Origin of the sequence: Massilia sp. DD77 (genome assembly GCF_036961685.1) — a bacterium.
GTDB lineage: Bacteria > Pseudomonadota > Gammaproteobacteria > Burkholderiales > Burkholderiaceae_D > Telluria.
This window is the reverse complement of record NZ_JBAMDH010000003.1, coordinates 51,324-70,054: the sequence shown is the minus strand read 5'-3', so window position 1 is coordinate 70,054 and position 18,731 is coordinate 51,324. Positions and strand designations below refer to the sequence as shown.

Annotated in this window: 14 protein-coding genes; 9 read left to right on the top strand and 5 right to left on the bottom strand. The window is 57.7% G+C overall.

Annotated elements, in window-relative coordinates; translation table 11 throughout:
- Positions 1-30: 30 nt before the first annotated feature.
- From V7778_RS02205 to V7778_RS02165, 9 genes are all read left to right on the top strand, one after another.
- Positions 31-288, top strand: coding sequence for an EexN family lipoprotein (locus V7778_RS02205; RefSeq protein WP_335551718.1), 258 nt, complete (start codon positions 31-33; stop codon positions 286-288).
- An 11-nt stretch (positions 289-299) separates the two neighbouring features.
- Entirely contained in the window at positions 300-1,394 is a 1,095-nt protein-coding gene (locus V7778_RS02200) for a type IV secretion system protein (RefSeq protein WP_335551717.1), read from the top strand.
- A gap of 168 nt (positions 1,395-1,562) precedes the next feature.
- Entirely contained in the window at positions 1,563-2,429 is an 867-nt protein-coding gene (locus V7778_RS02195; RefSeq protein WP_335551716.1) for a virB8 family protein, read from the top strand.
- On the top strand, positions 2,426-3,232 hold the full coding sequence (locus V7778_RS02190) for a TrbG/VirB9 family P-type conjugative transfer protein (RefSeq protein WP_335551715.1): 807 nt from the start codon (positions 2,426-2,428) through the stop codon (positions 3,230-3,232). Before V7778_RS02195 ends, V7778_RS02190 begins: the two co-directional genes overlap by 4 nt.
- A complete protein-coding gene (locus V7778_RS02185; protein ID WP_335551714.1) occupies positions 3,229-4,446 on the top strand; it encodes a TrbI/VirB10 family protein in 1,218 nt (405 codons plus the stop codon). The genes V7778_RS02190 and V7778_RS02185 overlap by 4 nt, the downstream gene beginning before the upstream one ends.
- Positions 4,447-4,448: 2 nt before the next feature.
- Positions 4,449-5,522, top strand: coding sequence for a P-type DNA transfer ATPase VirB11 (gene virB11, locus V7778_RS02180; protein WP_335551713.1), 1,074 nt, complete (start codon positions 4,449-4,451; stop codon positions 5,520-5,522).
- Positions 5,523-5,530: 8 nt separating this feature from the next.
- Complete coding sequence (locus tag V7778_RS02175; protein WP_335551712.1) at positions 5,531-7,432, top strand: type IV secretory system conjugative DNA transfer family protein; 1,902 nt, start codon at positions 5,531-5,533, stop codon at positions 7,430-7,432.
- 11 nt (positions 7,433-7,443) lie between these two features.
- Positions 7,444-9,993, top strand: coding sequence for an LPD7 domain-containing protein (locus V7778_RS02170; protein WP_335551711.1), 2,550 nt, complete (start codon positions 7,444-7,446; stop codon positions 9,991-9,993).
- Between the two features lie 1,181 nt (positions 9,994-11,174).
- Positions 11,175-12,560, top strand: a complete 1,386-nt coding sequence (locus tag V7778_RS02165; protein WP_335551710.1) for a DNA sulfur modification protein DndB — start codon at positions 11,175-11,177, stop codon at positions 12,558-12,560.
- Positions 12,561-12,726: 166 nt separating this feature from the next.
- Here V7778_RS02165 and V7778_RS02160 read toward each other — a convergent pair whose 3' ends face one another.
- Genes V7778_RS02160 through V7778_RS02140 form a run of 5 tightly spaced genes read right to left on the bottom strand, consistent with a single transcriptional unit; the run spans position 12,727 to position 18,284 of the window.
- A complete protein-coding gene (locus tag V7778_RS02160) occupies positions 12,727-13,209 on the bottom strand; it encodes a very short patch repair endonuclease (protein ID WP_442920682.1) in 483 nt (160 codons plus the stop codon).
- A complete protein-coding gene (locus V7778_RS02155) occupies positions 13,202-14,863 on the bottom strand; it encodes a DUF2357 domain-containing protein (RefSeq protein ID WP_335551709.1) in 1,662 nt (553 codons plus the stop codon). The genes V7778_RS02160 and V7778_RS02155 overlap by 8 nt, the downstream gene beginning before the upstream one ends.
- A gap of 9 nt (positions 14,864-14,872) precedes the next feature.
- Positions 14,873-16,564 (bottom strand): McrB family protein, encoded by a 1,692-nt coding sequence (locus V7778_RS02150; RefSeq protein ID WP_335551708.1) that lies wholly within the window; start codon positions 16,562-16,564, stop codon positions 14,873-14,875.
- Positions 16,530-18,032, bottom strand: coding sequence for a DNA cytosine methyltransferase (locus V7778_RS02145; RefSeq protein ID WP_335551707.1), 1,503 nt, complete (start codon positions 18,030-18,032; stop codon positions 16,530-16,532). Before V7778_RS02145 ends, V7778_RS02150 begins: the two co-directional genes overlap by 35 nt.
- Positions 18,033-18,284 (bottom strand): CopG family transcriptional regulator, encoded by a 252-nt coding sequence (locus V7778_RS02140; protein ID WP_335551706.1) that lies wholly within the window; start codon positions 18,282-18,284, stop codon positions 18,033-18,035.
- Between the last annotated feature and the right edge of the window lie 447 nt (positions 18,285-18,731).

Sequence of the window (18,731 nt, the reverse complement as noted above, 5' to 3'; positions counted from 1 at the left end):
GACCCGCATCCATCCACAGAGGAGAACTCGATGAAACGTTTAGTTCCGATTTTGCTGATGCACCTTGCGGTGACCGGCTGCAAGAGGGAAGTACCGCTGGTACCAGCAGACCGCATTTACACCGTCGAAGAATATCTGGCGCACCCGGACCTTCGGCTGCGCGTCAGCGCCGCGTGCAGTAATGATCCTGGACGCATCGGGCGGGACCCGAACTGCGTCAATGTGCATCGTGCTGACCGAGTGGCTTCTGCAGGAAATGCTTCCGGCATGCCGCGAGCCGTTCCATAAGGAGCGACATCATGGCCGCGCCGCTAACCCTCTACACAGATAGCCTTAACTACATCAATGCAGTTTGCGAAAGTTATGTCGGCGAAAGCGTCGTCGCTGTCACGCGCGCCATCGGACCGTTCGCATTCACCATGTTGACGCTGTACGTGGCCATGTGGGGCTTCGCTCACTACCGCGGACTGATTAAGGAGCCGGCTAACGAATTCATCAACCGGATCATTATGGTGTGCGTCGTGTTCGGGATCGGGTTCAATCTCGCAAACTACAACATCCTCATCACCAATACTCTTCTGCGCGGTCCAGACGAGTTTGTGGCTGGCTTGGCTAGGTCGGGCGGACCAAACGGTGTAGTGAACGGTCTCGATGCGATGCTCGCACAAGGCTTCGATCTCGGCGCGCGGTTCTGGGCGAAAGCTGGCGTACTCGACGGCGACATGGGCATGTACTTCGTGGCGCTGGCGGTGTGGTTTCTGACCATCGTTGTTACCGCTTATGGCTTCTTCCTGATGTCACTTTCGAAAGTTGCGCTGACCGTGCTGATCGGGCTCGGAGCTCTATTCTTCCTCGGCCTACTATTCCAGGCGACAGCCGGTTTCTTCAATTCATGGATCCGCCAGCTGGCAAACTATTTCCTGATTCCTGTGCTAGTCGTGATGGTGAACCTGCTCATTATGAAGCTGTTCGCCCGCGCCGCGAGCGGCGCCGCCGCCATGACGGCTACCACCGAGGTGGCCCAGGTATTCCCGTTCTTTGCCATGGGACTTGTTTCGCTCCTTGCCCTTGCTTCAGTCCTGACCATCGCCGCAGGCCTTGCGGGTGGAGTATCTCTGTCCTCGTTCGGTATGGGCCGGCTCACTGCAGGATTACTGAGAAGCGGCGGTCTGAAGCTCGGCAAAGGAGGGGCAAGGCTTGGGGCCTACGCAGGTAGACCGATGGAGCGTGCTAGCAAGAAGATCGCCCGCAGCGCCTGGAACTCGTATCACAACCGCAAGCGCAATACGATCCAACCGGCTAAGGCGAAGAAGCCGGATAGGTGCCTTAACTATGAGGGGTATGGCTCGGCTAAGAACCGGTCTGAGACGATGTACCTTACCTACGAACCGTGAGGAAGACCATGCGCAGAATACTGATCCTGCTGGCCATGGCCAGTACCTTTGCCGGATGTGCGAGCACCCTCGGAACCTGCGATGGCAGAGACCGTCGCCCGATCAATATCCCGGCCCATGCCGACGTGTTTCATCCAAGCTGCGGGACCGCCGTTTAAGGAGCATGTGATGAGAAAGCAACGTGATGCCGATAAATTAATCAGTCAAATGGCCGCTATACGCGAGCTGATCGAGACCCACACGGAGGTACAGCAGTTGCTGGATCTGGCAGCCGACGAAGCCGACCGGCGTGCCGTGACGGATGAGCGCTCGCGCCGCATTGCCTGGCGTGTTACCGGCGCGTTCGGCGGCCTGGCAGTCGCAGCATTCGCTATTGCCTGGGGAGCGGTCCAGACATCGATGCGGCCAGCACCGCCGCCCGAAGTACTTGTGGTGGACAAGGCCGGCGGCGTCGTGCAGCCGCTAATTTCCCTGGCTGATTTTCAGATGTCACCGGAAGAGGCCACGATTCGCCGAAACATCGACACCCTGGTGACAGCCTGCGAAGGTTACAGCTATGAGCAGGCCGACACGCACTACTACCACTGCGCGGCCTTCCTTAGTCCGCAATTGCAGGCCGAGTGGGCGCGGAAGTGGGACAAGTCCAACCCGGAGTCCCCACCGAACAAATTCAAGAAAGAACGCAAGGTGCGCACCAAGGTCGGTGCAATCACGGTTCTACGCAACGGGCTGGGCGTGGCGATCGGCGCGCGCGCCAGCTTCACGCGGACTGAAACGCTGAACGGCGTTGAGGATCCTTCGCCAAGCACCTGGGTTGCGAACCTCTCGTTCCGCTGGGTAAACCAACCTACGAACGAGCGCGATCGCCGCGTCAATGATCTGGGGATGGAAGTCACTGACTACACTTCCGATCGTGACCTCACTGCTACCAAACCTGCCCCGCCCCCTACGCCAGTGCGGCAGGCTTCCCACCAGACCCACGGGTCTCAAATGGCACTGGTTGCTCCGGGAAACGCCCAGGGAGTTACGCCATGAACAAGCGACTTCTATGTGCGCTAACAGGTCTGTCAATGGCCGCCACCGCGCACGGCGCCCAACTGCCTGAGGCCGGAAAAAAGGACGCGAGAATTCGGTTCGCCACCTACGATCCGCACGACGTAGTGACGATCTACACCCGCGTAGGCATCCTGACCCAGATTGTCTTTGACCAGGACGAGAAGATCGTTGACATGACGGGTGGCGACGTCGAGGCATGGGGTGCTGCTACCCGCAAGGCGCGTGATGGCGTGTTCCTCAAGCCTGCTGCGGCAATGGCGGATGCAAACCTGCATGTCGTGACTAACAAACGCGCCTATAGCTTCGACCTGAAGTTGGCCAACAAGGGGAAGGGCGAGATCGCTTTCATGACCGTCTACTTCCGCTACCCAGTCCCCGCGCAGATCACGGAGACGGCAGCTAAGGAGTCCGAACAGATACGTGACCTGCTCGAGGCCGCATCTCCGGTTGCCAATCGCCGCTATTCGGTTCAGGGGGCAAGCGATCTGGCTCCGATTGAGGCATGGGATGACGGCCGGACGACATTCCTGCGTTTTGGCGCCCGGTCGAGTATCCCAGGTATTTACGAGGCCGACGAAGACGGTACCGTGAAGCGAATCGAGAACATTAACGTTAGCGACGATGTTGTGCATGTTCAGGGCGTACGCCGCAAGCTTATTCTACAGACTGGGGAAGAGATCGCCTGCGTATTCAATGAAGGTTATGACCCGGGTGCCCCGCGCCCCGCCACTAGTACGGCATCGCCTCAAGTGAACCGCGTCCTGAAAGGAGCCGGAAAATGAACCTGCTTAAGTCCCTGTTCAAATCCCGGCATCAGGTTTTGGACGCCGAAGAAGAAGACGAAGGCATCGAGGGCGAACGTGAACTTGGCTCAGTCAACAAGGGCCTTACGCGGCAGAACAAGGTCATTAACTGGACTGTCGCGTGCGGGGCCTGCGCGCTGGCTGTGGTCTTTCTGTACAAGTATTACGCGAGCATGTACGACAAATATCAGGAGGAGAAGGTCCCGCCGAAGGATATCAGTCGTACCGTAGCTACCGTTGGCCTGCCGCCGCTGACGATGCCAGATCCCGGCCCCGAGCTGGTATCGGTTGCGCCTCCAGGGGACGCGCTTGGCAAACCGCCGCCCCTGCAGCAGAGCGGCGGAATGACGGGCTGCGCGGGCGTCGCCCCTGGCTCGCCACCTGCGAAAACCGTGACTGAGCTGGTGCGCGAGCGCCGTCTGAAAGGCGAAGTGCGCTTCAGCCTGGATGGCCATCTAAGCGCCGCTGGCGGCGCGGTGTCGGGCGATCATGCCGCGGCGATCGAAGCGGGCGCACCGATGGTTGAAGCAAAGGCGCACGGCATGTCACACCCGGCGGGTACCAGTAATTCCGCATTGGCCAACGTCGCTGATTCGCGCGCTTATATGTTGCCCGACCCGACTCTGATGATGACCCGTGGAAAGCTCATCCCGTGCACGGTACTGCCGGCGATCGACACTACGCTGAGCGGCATCGTCAGCTGCGTTACCGGCGAAGATGCAACCGGCGCCGACAACAAGGTATCGCTGATGGACCGCGGTACAATCTGCATCGGCAGGCAGGGCGGAGGCATCACCCAAGGCCAACGCCGGGTCGGAATCATTTGGCACCGCTGCGAAACTCCTCAACACGTGATGGTGCCTCTCACTGCGGACGCCGCAGATTTTCTTGGACGTCCAGGCATTCCCGGACAAGTTGATAACCACTTCTGGGATCGCTTCGGAGCGGCAATCGCCTTGAGCTTGATTACGGACATTGGCCCATACCTGATCGCTACCCACCAGAGCGGAAGCAACAATACGACGGTTTCGTTCCCGCCTATCACGGGCCCAAAAGATGTCTTGTCCGAGGTGCTGAAAAGTACGGTCAACATTCCGCCCACCATTACGCGGCCGCACGCCGCCCAAGTCCTGATCTATTTGGCCGGAGATGTGGACTTTCGCGACGTTTACCAGCTTGAGAGAGTGAGGTAAGCATGAAAGCCGAGAATCTGCCTCTGGACGCGAACGCGTCGACACTGGACTTGCACTTGCAGCCCATTGCTGAGCACTTGGCCGACGAGACCGTCACCGAGCTCGTGATCAATCGGCCAGGTGAAGTACTGCTGGAACGACGCGACGGCTGGGAGACCGTACTCAACGACGCACTCTCTTATAAGTGGTGCGAAGGACTGGCCATGCTCCTGCGGAATCAGGCCAATCAGGACCTGACCGAGGGTTGGCCTTTGCTTGGCGCGCAAATCCCAGGAGGCCTGCGCGTCCAGGTTGTGATTCCGCCAGCGATCGAGGCGGGAAAGATCTCGTTCACGACCCGGCGCCCGATTGGGAAGATACTCACAGTGGATGAGATCATTGACGGCGGCACTTTCGAAAGCACTCGCTGTGAACAATCGCTGCTGCTGGCTGCGGAGGACCGAACCAGACTCGAAGACAGCTTGCCAGACGGCGAGCGTGCGATGCTTGACCTGTTCCGCAATTGTGCTTGGGCGGATTTCTTCAGAGCCGCCGTTAGAGGGCGCAAGAACATCGTGTCGTCTGGAGCAACCGGATCTGGGAAGACCACACTCAGCAATGCCCTGGCTGCCATGATTCCACCACATGAGCGGATCATTACTGTCGAGGACACCCGGGAAATGCGCTTGTCGCATCCAAACCAGGTCAACCTCGAATACAAAAAGGGCGAGAACGGCCTGTCGAAACTGAAAGCGCGGGATCTGCTCGAAGCGACGCTACGGATGCGTCCCGATCGCGTGCTGTTGGCCGAGCTCCGCGGGGACGAAACGTTCTTCTTCATCCAAAACGTTCTCAATTCAGGCCACCCGGGGACGATTACCACTGTACACGCCACCCGCGCCAAGCTCGCGTTTCGCCGCCTGGCCTTACTAATCAAAGGTAGCGTGGAGGGCGCGGGCTTGGAGCTGGCAGACATTACCGACAATTTGTACACACTGGTCGACATCGTGGTGCAGATGGAGCGCCTGCCCGGCGGTCGCCGGGTCGCAACCGAGGTGTACTACGACCCGGCTTTCGCGGCGCGTCAACTTGGATAGGAGACCCAATGCTTATCACGCCGATCGACAGCCTGCGTTACAAAGCGCTGGCTTTTAGCGGACTGCTGCTTGGAAGCGTGCTCATCGCCCTCTACCTGGCGAGCTACCTATTCCTGATCAGGCTTTCCAGTCCCGTGCTTCCACCTACGGCCGCCACGCCAATGACGGTGGTACGGTACTGGCAGCACTACGGCTCCGACCCGTACACCCGACAGTGGCTGATCGGATGCCTGACCGCGGGCGCTTTGCCAGCAGTTGCAGGCGTATCCTATCTGTTTAGGCCGATCAGTCGATCGCTGCACGGCGATGCGCGCTTCGCTACGCTGCGCGAGGTAACCAAGGCCGGCCTGTTTGGCGAACTCGGGATCGTGCTCGGACGATGGGGGAGGCGGTATCTGGTCCTTGGCCGGCAGCTCGCGGCCATCGTCGTAGCCCCACCACGTTCTGGGAAGGGGGCCGGTCTCGTCCAGCCCAACGCTTTGTCCTGGAAAGGGAGCTTGATTGTCAATGACGTTCGCCGGGAGTGTTACCGGATCACGGCGGGCTACCGCCGTCTGTTCTCCCAAGTGTACTTGTTCGATCCTCTGTCGACCGAAGGCCTTACCGCCCAATGGAATCCGATATCGCCACACTACGTGCCGGACGATCCACCGCTGCGCGTCAGCGCGCTGCAGAAGCTCGCCAACCAGCTTTCGCCAGATCCCGCGTCCGGCGACCCGTTCTGGCCAGCGTCCTGTCGTGATCTGTTCCTTGGCGTCGGCCTGTATGTGATCGAGACACCTTCGCTTCCGCGCACCTTGGGCGAAATGGTCCGCCAGATCATGCATGGTGCGGATGACTCCGTTAGCGACCATTGGAGGAAAATTATCAGAGAGCGCGATGAGGCCAGCGCTCCCCTGTCCTCGACCTGCAAGCGAATGCTATACGACTTCATTGCCCTGAGCCCGCAGACTCAGTCATCGGTGCGCAAAACCTTCACGGCCAAACTACAGCTATGGACTAATCCGCTCATCGACGCGGCCACAAGTGCCGATTCTTTCAACTTCTACGACCTACGCCGTAAGCGCCTATCGATCTACCTTGGCGTCAATCCTGGAGATTTGACCCGTCTGTCGCTGCTGATGAATCTCTTCTTCACTCAGTTGCTGGACGCGAATATGGACGCAATGCCGGAAGACGATCCAACCATCAAGCATGAATTGTTGCCGATCATGGATGAATTTGCTGCGTTAGGCCGCATGCCAATTATTGAGAACAGCATCCAGCTGATGGGCGGCTACGGGATACGTCCGCTACTGATTGCGCACTCGATCCCCCAGTTGCGCGCTGTGTATGGCCCGGATCAGACCAAGAACATTATCGCGTGCTGTGGGGCGCGGGTCGTCTACGCCCCCAATGACAGCGAATATGCGGCCGATATATCCCGCGAGCTCGGGACCTTTACTGCCGAGCATATTTCGCATTCCCGTCCAGCCAGGAGTTCGCAGGTTGGAAGTGTCACCAAGTCTAAAGTGGCCCGGCCTCTGCTGAATCCCCAGGAAGTGAAGATGATGGGGATTAATAACGAGATCGTATTCATCGAGCATTGTCCGCCGATCTTCTGTCGGAAGATCTGGTACTGGCAGCGTTTAGTTTTCCTTCGGCGCGCCAACCGATCTCTTCCTCAGATCCGGCCGATCGAGCTCACGATGCCGCCGCCGCCCCCGCCGCTCAAAGAGACAGAGGAAATTTCGCGCAAGAGCAGGGCGCCGCGCGACATCACGCCCCAGGACGTTTCCAAGGTCGGCAAATTGAAGCTGACCGACTTCGCGGCAGATTTTTCGAAGGTCCAGGTACCGAAAGGAGAACAGCTGACCAGTGACGACTTGCGAAAGACTTTCGATTCCTTTATGACAGCAGTTGAAGCTTAAGGACCGAAAACATGAGCACACAGAACGAAGAGAGCAACACCCAGCAGCTTTCGCTGAGCATAGCCATGGAGCATCCGACGCTTGAGCAGGGAGAGCTCCAGGCAGGGGTTGCAGTAGTTGCTGAATCTGCCCAGGAGACGCCCAGAGCCGCGGGGGCCAGGCAAGGCGTCGTCGACAATCCGGTGGCAGGGATGGCCCATATCCAAAAAACGGCCCGGACAAGGGCGGGTAAGAGCCGCGGGCAGGCGCAGACGGAAGCTCTGGATCCTGGTACTCCAGCAGCCAAGCCGTCGCCCCCAAAGCGCGCCAGAACACAGCCCGATAGGGGGGTGAAAGATCAGAGCGAAACTGTAAGCAAGCCGAGGCGCACATCGACCAGAAAAGCCGCTAAGGTTGTCGTTACTGACGCTCCGACGACGCCCGCTCGCAGTGACATACCGCCGATCACGCCCGCAGCAATCGAGTTCCTGGGAAAGCAGGATGCTACGGCTGCCGACGTCCTCCAGCTCGCTCCAGATAGCCTGGCGTTCGTCCAATACCACTTCAAGCACATGCAACAGCTCGAGGCGGTTAGCCAATCGACAAACGCATACCTCATTGCTAATGCTAGACCGGTCGGCCCGGCTTTCCAATACTTCCTTGATGCGCTGGCGAAACAAAGCAACCACGGGCGCAGCCAGACGGCCGTGCAAACTAAAGTTGAAGTGCCAGAATTGATTAAGAGGCAACCGGCGAACGAAGCCATCTCATCGTATAGCCAGCAGACAGTGACTATCTCGGCTTACGCACCTGTCGTTGTTCAACTCCGCAAGCTTGAACTCCCTTTCGACAAGATGGCCGTGCAGGCACCGGTCAGTGAGTCTACGCTGGATGATCGTAAGCGCGCAAATAATGTACTCGGGACCGCGCGTATCATAATGAGCGCTCGGGTCAGCGACCTTACCCCAAAGGAGGCCACTGATCTGGTCGCGGGCGATGTTGAGGAGGTGCGTGGCATGTTGGGCATTGCCGGACGGCGAATCGCGCTTAATGCAATGGGCGAGAGTGGCCTTGCACAGCCACGGTATCAGGCTGAGCTCGTAAAGCAGCCCCCCGATTTGATAGAGCCGGCTAAGCAAGCGCACAAGGCAATTATGGCTGATTGGCACTTGACCAATGAGGTCAGCAGTACTCTCAGCTACGTCGCAGAAGCCGGCGAACCTCTGACCAAAGAAGAAACAACAACGATAGCAAGTAAGGCCATCGAGGCGATTCGTGCGATCGAGAATCGTCAATACCGGCAAGATGCATTAGCGCTCAGCCACCAGATCGGTTACTGGCAACCGCTGTATAAGGAAGCGTTTTCCCGTCAGGCTCCGGATCTTGTTGCGTTAGCGGATACGGCCTACAGGGCGGAAGAGGCTAAGACGGCGCTTGGCGGGAAAGTATTTCATGGGCTCGAAAACTCGATCGAGCAGAGTCCACTACAGTTGGTGACAGCGGTGCAGCATGGTTCCACTGCGCCCCGAGTGGCCACGTCGCAACCGTCCCCGACCGCGGAAAACTTTCCTGAACAGCCAACTGCAACCGACGCATCAGGCGAAAAGCATGCACTAGATCCCGCACCACGTTCGAGTTTCCGCCGACGTCTCGGGCTTGTCCTTGGCGATGTGGCGAATTGGGCGATCGGCTGGTGGTCAAGCAATGGTCAGGATAGGCCGAAGCATGCCGCTGGCGCGCGAGTGCTACTAGACAAGTCTACAGCTGGCCCAGCAGCGGCCGACGTTAAGTCGGACGTTGTGCCGGAGTCGGTCGCATGGCGTTTTCTCAAAGTCGAGCGCGAGTATTATTTTCACGACAGAACGCCAGCATTTTCGGACAGAGGCAACAAGCTGGCCACGCACGGCGCTGATCCTGACGTAGTCCGTTCGCTGGTCGAGATCGCTAAGGCCCGTGGCTGGGACACCATCACCGTTAAAGGTACTGAAGAGTTTCGCCGAAGCGTCTGGATCGAGGCGGCCCATATGGGCTTGGCCGTGGCCGGTTACAAGCCCACGCCCCTTGATCTGGCAGAGCTTGCTAACCGGCCAGCAAATAATACCGTCGAGAAAGGAGCAGGTCGGGAGACGAGCGGCGGGATAAAGTCGCCATTCTCCGAGAAGCAGACAGCGCATGCTAACTCTACGCAAGCGCCGGCCACCGCGGAGGCAGCGCCAACGACGCCAGGGCCCGAGGGTCCGCAGCGTGACCAGGAGCTGGTAGTTAAGGCCCAGGCATTCCAAGACGCCAAGCCGGCGTTTGTCGTGAAGAAGTATCCGGATCTGGCCGCAGCCTATGGAATCGTCGCCGCTGCCAAGGCGTTTGCTATCGACAAGCTCCCTGAGGCTGCGCGTGACGATTTCGTCGATATCGCAAAGCGTCACATGGTCGAAAAGATCCTGGCCGGCGAGCATATTCAAGGGCCGAAAATTTACCTGACGCCTGCAAAGACCCCTGATGTAGGAGACCAGACCATCACGGCAACCGATTCCCCTGACCAAGGAAAGACGCCACGAGCAAAGGCGGTTGAAAGAGAGAGGTAGAATCCCCACAGCTGCTGTTTCGCTAAAACTTTCAATCTCACTTATTTTAGCGAGGTTGCAGGTGTACCTTTACAACCGCCAATCATGGTAGCGGGATCCTCCAGGGTTTACGTGAGCACTTCGGTCGCACCTGCTTCCATGAGCGTTTGAGCGAAAAAGATGCTTTGGCAGCCACTCGGCGCGCAACCCCACCTATGTCATTAAAGTCGAATGTCCCGCCTGCGCCGGGACTGCGGTGATCCTTGCAGAAAAACTCGGCCACTGACCGGGCGGCGGTCTACTGCTGCCGCCATTATCCAACTCGAGCCGATTGACAATGGTGGGGTAGGTTCTTCGCCTTTGCACGGTTGTGGGCCACCAATCGAACCGGGAAATTGATTAGTTTGGCTCATAAGGTATGTCGTTTGTGCTGACTAATCAAGGCACCGCCATGTTGCTCAGTAATCATCCGCGTGGCTCAGTCGCTGTCATCAGCTTGCCAAGGCTTGGTGCTGCATGTTTTGCTTGGCCGGTCAGCCCCGTATCCACAAAATGCGGGGTTCTTTCGTCAGCATACGGTTGTGTCCAGAATTGAATTAGCAATCGGACGCAAATTTCGAAGCTCGATGGCTACTGCCGCTGCTGTCGGGCCTTGATAAATGTGTGAGCAAGACGAACAATCCCTGCACTTCAAAGTTCTGTTGAGTAACTGCCGCTCTGCTACGAGACATCGTTGGACCAAAGCAATAACGTACCTGTCAACAAGCGAGATAGTCTGGAGTCCGAAGTAAGTCGGATCGTACCCTCAACAGTGACTTCAACCTAGCCTTCCTTCATCGATACGGAGGCGCATTTTAGATTTTCAAACTGTATCGGGCTAGGGCTGGCCTACCAGCTTGAGTGCCTCGCGCTTGCACTCTTCTGAAAGTAACCCTCTTTCACGTGCTATGTAATAACTCCGATAGGAATATCATACCTATCGAAAGTTCCCGTCGGGGCGGGGAGGACCATAGCTTCTTCAGCCGCTGGGGTGCTGGCTTCAACACTTTTTCGATCCCTGGATAGCAGCCAGAAATCATCCTGGGAACTTGTTGTTTTCCTTCCAGGACTGTCATATAATTCTTCCAGGCTATGTTGCCTGCACACCCTGGAGAATAATAATGCACAGCGCAGTTGGAGGTGCCCCTACGCCCCTGGCATCCTTGGACGACCTGATGGAATATGGAGACACGTCCGAACGTCCCATGAAGGTTTTTATTGGCCATAACCTAGGCTTTCGTACGTTTGTTGTTTATGTGCCGATGCACGAGTTTTACAAGATGTCGGAAGTGGCGAATGACCCGGTTCGTGATGGTGAACAGATTTCGCAGCGGAAGCTGGACCCGGCGCATGCGCAGAAACTGGCAATCTACATTTTGAAGGGTCTAGTTGATTCCGCAATCAAAAAGCGCGCCATCGACGGAAAGGGGGTACCGCCCGAGTTCATTGCAGTCCAGGATGTCGTGGGCAAACAGCCATACTTGACGCTTCAGCCAATTGTTGTGAATATCCGTGACTGTGATGCTTCCGGGCAGTCGCTGCGCGGGCACCGGCTGGTGACGCTGGAACAAGAAACAGCGTCGTTTAAGATTTTCCTGTCCCAACGTCACGTGTTGTGGGTCGTCGACGGCCAACACCGTAGAAAGGCAATGGAACTGGTTTTTGAGTTCCTGGACAGTGTTCTGAGCAAGCGCGCTTATCCTAAAAAAGGCGGTCTCTACTCATCCGAAAAGGAAATTACTGCGGCAGAGATGATGCTCTGGAATGAGTGCTTCAACGTGGCTCGCAGCTTCTGCACGGTAGCTGTTGAGATTCACCTTGGACTGGACATTGAACAGGAGCGCCAACTGTTCCACGACCTGAACCGTCTCGGTAAGAAAGTTGAAGTTAGCTTGGCGCTTCACTTCGACAGTTCGAATCCGATCAACCTTTTTATCAAGGAACGGCTTATCGAAGGGTTGAACATCCAGGTTCAGGAAAAAGACCAGAAGGACTGGCATAACGATACAGGGGCAATCACGCGCAAGGACTTGGTTGGCGTAAATGCTATCTTGTTCCTGAATAAGACTAACATTGGCGGAGCCACCCCTGCTGCAGTCACGCCGAAGACGGAGATCGCTTATCACTTCTGGGAAGCGGCATGGGCAATCCAGGGGCTGGGCGAGGAGCAGGCACGGGAAAAAACTGTCGCCGCGCAGCCGGTTGTACTCAAGGCGCTGGCTAAACTTGTGTACGACTTTGCGTTCAGCAACCGGCGCGGTGCGCAAGCTGAGGAAAATCTTGAGACGCTTCTCAATGGCATAAGCGACATCGACTTCAGCCATGAGAACCCCATGTGGCGCTACTATAACCTCACTGAACAGGAGCGTAAGGATTCTGGCCTCGAATCGCTTGCTTCGTACCTACCTGCTTCGGGCGACAATGCGAACCGTGACATGGGTTCCTATCAGGGGGGATTCATGAGGTTTGGGGCGAAGCACAACGACATCTTTCCGCTCGTGGGTGACATGATTCGCTGGAAGCTTGGCCTTCCGTGCCGCCATTCCTGATCTCGAACCAGGCAGGGCGCCACTGCGCGCCCTTCGACTGCACCGGCCGGGGGAATCTTGGCAGACTTTCGTCCAGATGCTCCGCGGATTGCCGCGATATGGGCCGGTCCGGTTGTGGTGAATTTTCAGTTATGCGCGAGGTCAAAGACGCTCTGACGAACACAGGTTAAACGGGATTGTCAATACCATTGGTTTCCCAAAGCCCCCATATTTGACGGGTATTTTCTTCACCCTGGATAAATTCTGTACAGGTATCAAGTAAACGCCCGACGGGCCAGCGGGCGGGGCCCTTTAGACTGCACTCCCAGATCGTAAGAATCCTCCAGCCCTTCGCCCGGAGGGCTTCATGGGACCGCTCATCACGTCTCTGATTGGATGAAATCTTCGCGGCCCAGAACTCCGGCCGTGTTGCAGGGAGGCGAAACAACGGGCAGTGATGACCATGCCAGAAACATCCGTGTACCAGGATGACGACGCGATATTTAGGAAAGACAAGGTCAGGGCGGCCAGGCAGATTGCGGTCCTGCAGCCGGTAACGTAATCCGCGGGCATGCAGTCCGCGGCGGATCAGCATTTCCGGTTTGGTGTCCCGGCCTCGGATACGGCTCATATTAAGCCGGCGCTGTTCTGTCGTCAGCACGTCAGTCACCGGGAGCCTCACCGGCGGCATCGGCCACAATGTTTCTCAGAGCCGCACGTATGTCATCGTTATTCATTCCGGGCCGGAGTGTAACGGCGCCAAAGCGGAATTTCTCGCGATAGTGCGGGTGGAAGAGCCTTCCTGGTATGGCGGTTTTACGGAAATCATTTTTTAGCTCTGGAACATAAGGGGTCAGCAGGTAAGCTGCTGTGACGATGCCTTCGATTTCACCATTGGAAGCCTCCTGGACAAGGGCATCTCTGTAAGTGTGGATCGAACCCAGCGCATCATTGAGGCCACTGTCGATACGGTATTTTGCATCCATAACGATTACTTCCTTCGGGCTCTCCGGGGCACCGCTTCCGGTGAGGACCAGATCAGGTATCATCGTCCGGCTGAAACTGCCCTGACCGTCTGTCTCCGTCCAGTACTCACGGTACTGACGCTGGAAACACAGCGTCCTCTCCGCTCCAACCGTAACAGAAACTGCACCTGCCGCCAGCGTGACCCCGCCCATTGCATCGTTCAGAAACAGCGGAGACAGATCAACCCCGGCAGACCCGTATTCCTGAACGGCGGCCCGGAGCAGCCGGAGGAAACACCAGAGTTCATACAGCTCATATGTCCTGGCCAGCGGCATTTGCAGGAAGTCGCCGAAGAGGGCCGCCAGACCAAGATTCATCTCCTGCCACAGCCGGTAGAAGCGCAGGTAGAGCGGTTCATTGCGAAAAAGCGAGGTCATCTGCAGTGCCGCAGTGCCTTCGCCGACCTCATTCATGAATCCGTCCCGTGCAACTTTCTGCAGGCGCCGGGCGATATGACGGGTACGTATGGCCCAGTGCGCTGCGGTGCCACGTATCTCCATGTCGTCATTCGGTTTCAGCTTCGCCAGTGTGTCCGCGACGCTGTTGAGCCAAGCGGCCCAGGCGATCAGGCAGGCTTTGATCTGGCGGTGCTCCGGCAGATCAACACTGTTGCGACGCTGCCGTACTCTGATCTGAGCCGGAAGCCGGCCGCGCAGAGCGTGCGGCAGGCGCGAGGGTGTGCCGGTCTCGGTCCGCACGGCTCCCGATCGGAACGACCGGATGATTTCCGGCCCAGTCGCGTGTCGCGCCTGATGCACCGGTAACGTGACTTCCTCAGACTGCAGATAATGTCTCGGCGAACGCGCGATGAGTTCAAGTGTATGAACGATCATGTCCGCCCGCGAGCGCAGATACTCGAGCCGCGCAAGAGGCGGAGGGCGATTGCCGCGCTGCCGGGCTACTCCCTTGCGGAATGCACTAAGCGAGAAGAGAGCCAGCGTGTCCTCAAGAACTTCCCGGACCATGACATCGAAATCTTCGCGTGTTAACTTGCGGATGTCAGGATCGGTAATGATCTCGAACCTGCGCAGACCAGTGCCGGGAATGCGCAGCTGAACCTCAATCACACCGGCGTGGAACCCTGGAGTCCAGCGCCAGAGTGCAGTGCATGCCGCGCGCGATCGCAGGGCCTCAACGGGCACGTCGTCGATCAGAAGATCTGTATCCGGGGCTTGGTCACATGCCTCAAGGACGAACAGATAGGATGCGCCTTCACGGACGGCGCCGGGCGGGAGGGGCTGCGGTTCCGGCCAGACCTGCCACGCTGCCCCGTCACTTTCCCGGCGGATACTCAGCACTGACACGGTTCACCGCATGGCCTGGAAAGACCCGTACTCGTCCAGGTCGGCCTGCAGCCGGCGCAGGTATGCCTGTGCCCGTGGCAGTCCGTCGCAGGCTTTCAGCAGGCCGTCAAGAAGCGGCCGTTGCCGCTCACCACCGCGGAGCTTGACGAAGACCTTCTGGACAAGCAGCTGCTCGGTCACAGTGTCGCCGTCATTCTGAAGGTGCTGCGCATCGAATGCATGGTAGCGGATGAACTCCTCAATGAGGCGGTATCCGAATCCCAGACCGTAATCTTGCATCAGACCATGAATGCGGGTCAGTCGTGGCTCCGCCACCGCCCGAGCTGATGCCAGATCCGGAAACCTGCCCGCGAGGGACTTAAGGAAGCCCGGCACATCCACCGAAGACATATCGATGACCGAGGCCCGGTCAAGGACTTTGTCGCTGACCGGGTTGGTCGTCTCATCGACGTTAATCGTTCCGATGATAAAAAGATTGGGTGGCAGCGGGATTTCTGCACGTACGCTGGCGCCGGTAGTGCCCTCGAGCGGAACGTCGTGCGAATGCAGTTGCAGGCTGCCGCCGCTTTCCATTGCAGACAGGACGTCGGAAAGGTAGTACTCCACCCGGGCGAGGTTCATCTCGTCCAATATGATGAAGACCGGAGAGTCGCGATGGGCGGTAGCGACAAGGACTGCTTCCAGGAACGGCGGCACGACGTACCGATTGGTCAGCACGTCAAAATAGCCGGTTAGCCCTGTCGGGTCGGTCCACTCCGGGCGTACCGGGCATTCAAACAGCAGAGGGTCCGTCCCGGTGGGGGTGGTGACGCCATGAACACTCCGCGCGTATTTCAGTGCCAGCTGGGTTTTGCCGGTCCCGGATATCCCGGAAAGAATCACAAAATGCTTGTGTTCCAGAAAATTCAATGCCGCGTGGAAGCGTCGCACCTCGCCTTGCGGGTAGTGACCGCCAAGTGCAGTCACTGCAGCTTCGATCTCTGCCACGGGGATGCTGGAAGGCATTCGGCGCATGGCCGGCCCCAGTGAAGCGACGTCACTCCACACTGGCAACTCGTGGATCTTTTCGCGGCCGACGAGCGCGCCGAGCCATCCGATGAACTCACGTGCGAGCAGACTCCGCCGTGCTGACGCTGTTGGCGGATAGAGTGCCACAACGATCTCGTCGGGTTCGGTTGACGGACCGAACGGTAACAGCTCAATGTTCAGGCTGTCCCAGAACTGGGCATTGCGCAACCACAGCCGGCCGTCCCGAGCCAGATAGACGGGCACCAGATTGTTTCGGTCGCTATACTTAATCATTCCACCCGGCTGCTCGCCCGCACCAGGCAAATCCCCGTGGGGCTCCAAAGCAAAGTTAGCTGCTGTCTCTGTTGCGACAGCTTTAGACTTCGACGCAGTCCCCAGCCGCTTCATTTCAGCAAGGCGCGAGACGAGACTTTGCCGATCCTTACGTACCAGGACCGCAAAATACACCTCGTCTTCCGGGGGGAAGCGCAGAACACAGCCAAAGATCAGTGCCTCGACATCATCTTTGACGCTGTCCAGATTGACGACCCCCAGCTGGATGCCACCCTCGACGATCTTGGCACTGTTGGACACGCCAAACAGCGCCCGCGGGCGGACCGCCGCTGAGGTGCCGAAGTGCTTCTGCGCAGCCTCAAGAAACAGCCGCTGCCGATCGTCGAGGTTCATTATTTACCTTCTGTTCATTAACGGCCTGTTTGATAGTCTGCATCATCCGGGTAGCAAGCGCTTTCGCGAGCAGCGGGGGAACGGCGTTTCCGATCTGCTTGAAGGCTGGATTCATGGTGCCACTGAAGCGGAACCCGTCAGGGAATGACTGGAGTCGTGCTGCCTCACGTACAGAGATCGTTCGCGCCTGCTTACTGTCGTAATGGATGTGACTGTAGCTGTCCTTGCCCAGGTGAGCCATCAGGGTACGGGCAGGCTGATCCTTCCACATCTTGCGCCACTTGTTGGGGAACTTGCTCGCGTCATAAGGCGGCACGATCGAATCCCACATTGCTTTGTATTCGGGCGATCCTTCCTTTACTTCTCTCTCTAGCCGGGCCGCAGCCAGCCGCTCCTCAAACATTGTCACGGCATGTTTATAAGCCTCCGGATACTGATCGCCCGGATTCATGCGTGCGAACAATTCGTAGTCCCGTGGAAGGAAACGGATCACATGATCGGTGAGGCCCTGAGATGGGGCCTCATGCCCTGGCCAAGCGCGCATTACGTGTGCGTAAGCAGAGGGCTTTTTCCGGCTGTAGCTGACCGGGATATCGAAACGCCGGGCTCCGCGGGCAATTTTCCCTTCAGCTAGCAGCTCGCGCGCGTTGATCGGGGGCAGATCGCCCAGCGCATCCTCGGCCGTCACTGCGGGCGGAAGATCTTCAGTCGCCGGTGGTGGGGCAATGTACGAGTGTGCATCGGCCACAAGATTACGCAGTGTTTTCAGTGCAACCGACCGCGAGCCCTCATAGCCTGGCGGCAGCACGAGGTAATGAGTCGGTGCGGGGAACGAAACCTGTACCGATAGCTCACGCCTGTAGGCCATTAGAAACATTCGTTCGCGCATTTGAGGCACGCCATAAAACGCGGCATTCAGCAGCGTGTAGCCGCATACGTAACCTTTGCTTTTGAGCACATCACAGGTTTCTTCGGCAATATTCTGGCCGCCGTGGTTCAGAATGTCGGGTACGTTCTCCATCAGAACAGCAACAGGCTGGAACGCCTCAACGTACTCGAGGTACTTCAAGTACAGCTGTGCTCGCGGGTCATGAATAAATGCTTCCGGATGCTCTTCAATCTCGCGCAGTTTCGACCGGCCAACGCGTGCGAACGCTTGACACGGGGGACCGCCTACGACCACGTCGAATGCCTCGGCAACGGCACCGAGACCCAGCTTCATGCACAGCTCTGCCGGGCTCGTTTTAGTGATATCGATCGGCTCACTGTGCTCGGCAGCGCCAGCATGAAAATTCAGACCATGCGATCGCGCCGCGTCTGGGTCGAATTCTACGGCTCCGCGCATTTCAAAACCTGCAACCTCGAAGCCGAGAGAGATACCACCGCATCCCGCAAACAGGTCGAGAACACGGGGCTTACCTCCAGCCTGCAGGCGTGCAAGCTTTCGGAGGATGATGTCATTATTCATTCAAAATTCCTTGCCGTACGGCGGACGCAAGGGCAGATTCAACTGCCCCTGGTTATCTTCCAGAAAGCGCTGCACGGCCATGCGGATAACCCAGGCAGCGGACACCTGATTGGCATCAGCCATTGCCTGAATCTGCAGATGCGTGTCCTCCGGGAGCACAACCGAAGTTCTGATGCGCCTGCCGTCAGGAGCGATTGGAGTACGCGCCATGAAATCTTCCACCGGGAAATAGTTAGTGGTGCCATTATGCACCAATCTTCATCTTTTTACATCACAATGACGGCAGAGTGTTGGCTACGCCATTGCTGTGCAGCGGATGGCATATGCAAATACGAACATGTGGTTCGATCTAGACCAGAACGCTTCAGAAATGTCTGATAACGAGCACCTCCGCAAGACTCAGGGCGGGATCTTACGTTTGAGCGGGGAGCGGGTTCAGCGGTAGGTCATGACGGGTCCGGAAGCGCAGCGAGAGGCAGCCGCCCGGTGGCTGAGTTCGATCTGGTCGGCAACGCTGGAGCTGCAGGGCTTGAAGCCGAACTACTGCGTGCACATCGATATCGCTCCAAAATCTGTATCAAAAATGCACACGGGAAGCAGAATTATACCTGCCGGATACTCTGGTTATTGCATAAGTGTAATTGCAGCGTGATAATCAGTTAATGAACGAGGCCCCCATTCAGGTGAATGAAGGCTCTC

Coding starts and splice junctions, on each gene's coding strand:
- V7778_RS02175 (WP_335551712.1), top strand. CDS start 5,531: ATGCTTATCACGCCGATCGACAGCCTGCGTTACAAAGCGCTGGCTTTT.
- V7778_RS02145 (WP_335551707.1), bottom strand. CDS start 18,032: ATGAATAATGACATCATCCTCCGAAAGCTTGCACGCCTGCAGGCTGGA.
- V7778_RS02185 (WP_335551714.1), top strand. CDS start 3,229: ATGAACCTGCTTAAGTCCCTGTTCAAATCCCGGCATCAGGTTTTGGAC.
- V7778_RS02200 (WP_335551717.1), top strand. CDS start 300: ATGGCCGCGCCGCTAACCCTCTACACAGATAGCCTTAACTACATCAAT.
- V7778_RS02170 (WP_335551711.1), top strand. CDS start 7,444: ATGAGCACACAGAACGAAGAGAGCAACACCCAGCAGCTTTCGCTGAGC.
- virB11 (WP_335551713.1), top strand. CDS start 4,449: ATGAAAGCCGAGAATCTGCCTCTGGACGCGAACGCGTCGACACTGGAC.
- V7778_RS02205 (WP_335551718.1), top strand. CDS start 31: ATGAAACGTTTAGTTCCGATTTTGCTGATGCACCTTGCGGTGACCGGC.
- V7778_RS02150 (WP_335551708.1), bottom strand. CDS start 16,564: ATGAACCTCGACGATCGGCAGCGGCTGTTTCTTGAGGCTGCGCAGAAG.
- V7778_RS02195 (WP_335551716.1), top strand. CDS start 1,563: ATGAGAAAGCAACGTGATGCCGATAAATTAATCAGTCAAATGGCCGCT.
- V7778_RS02190 (WP_335551715.1), top strand. CDS start 2,426: ATGAACAAGCGACTTCTATGTGCGCTAACAGGTCTGTCAATGGCCGCC.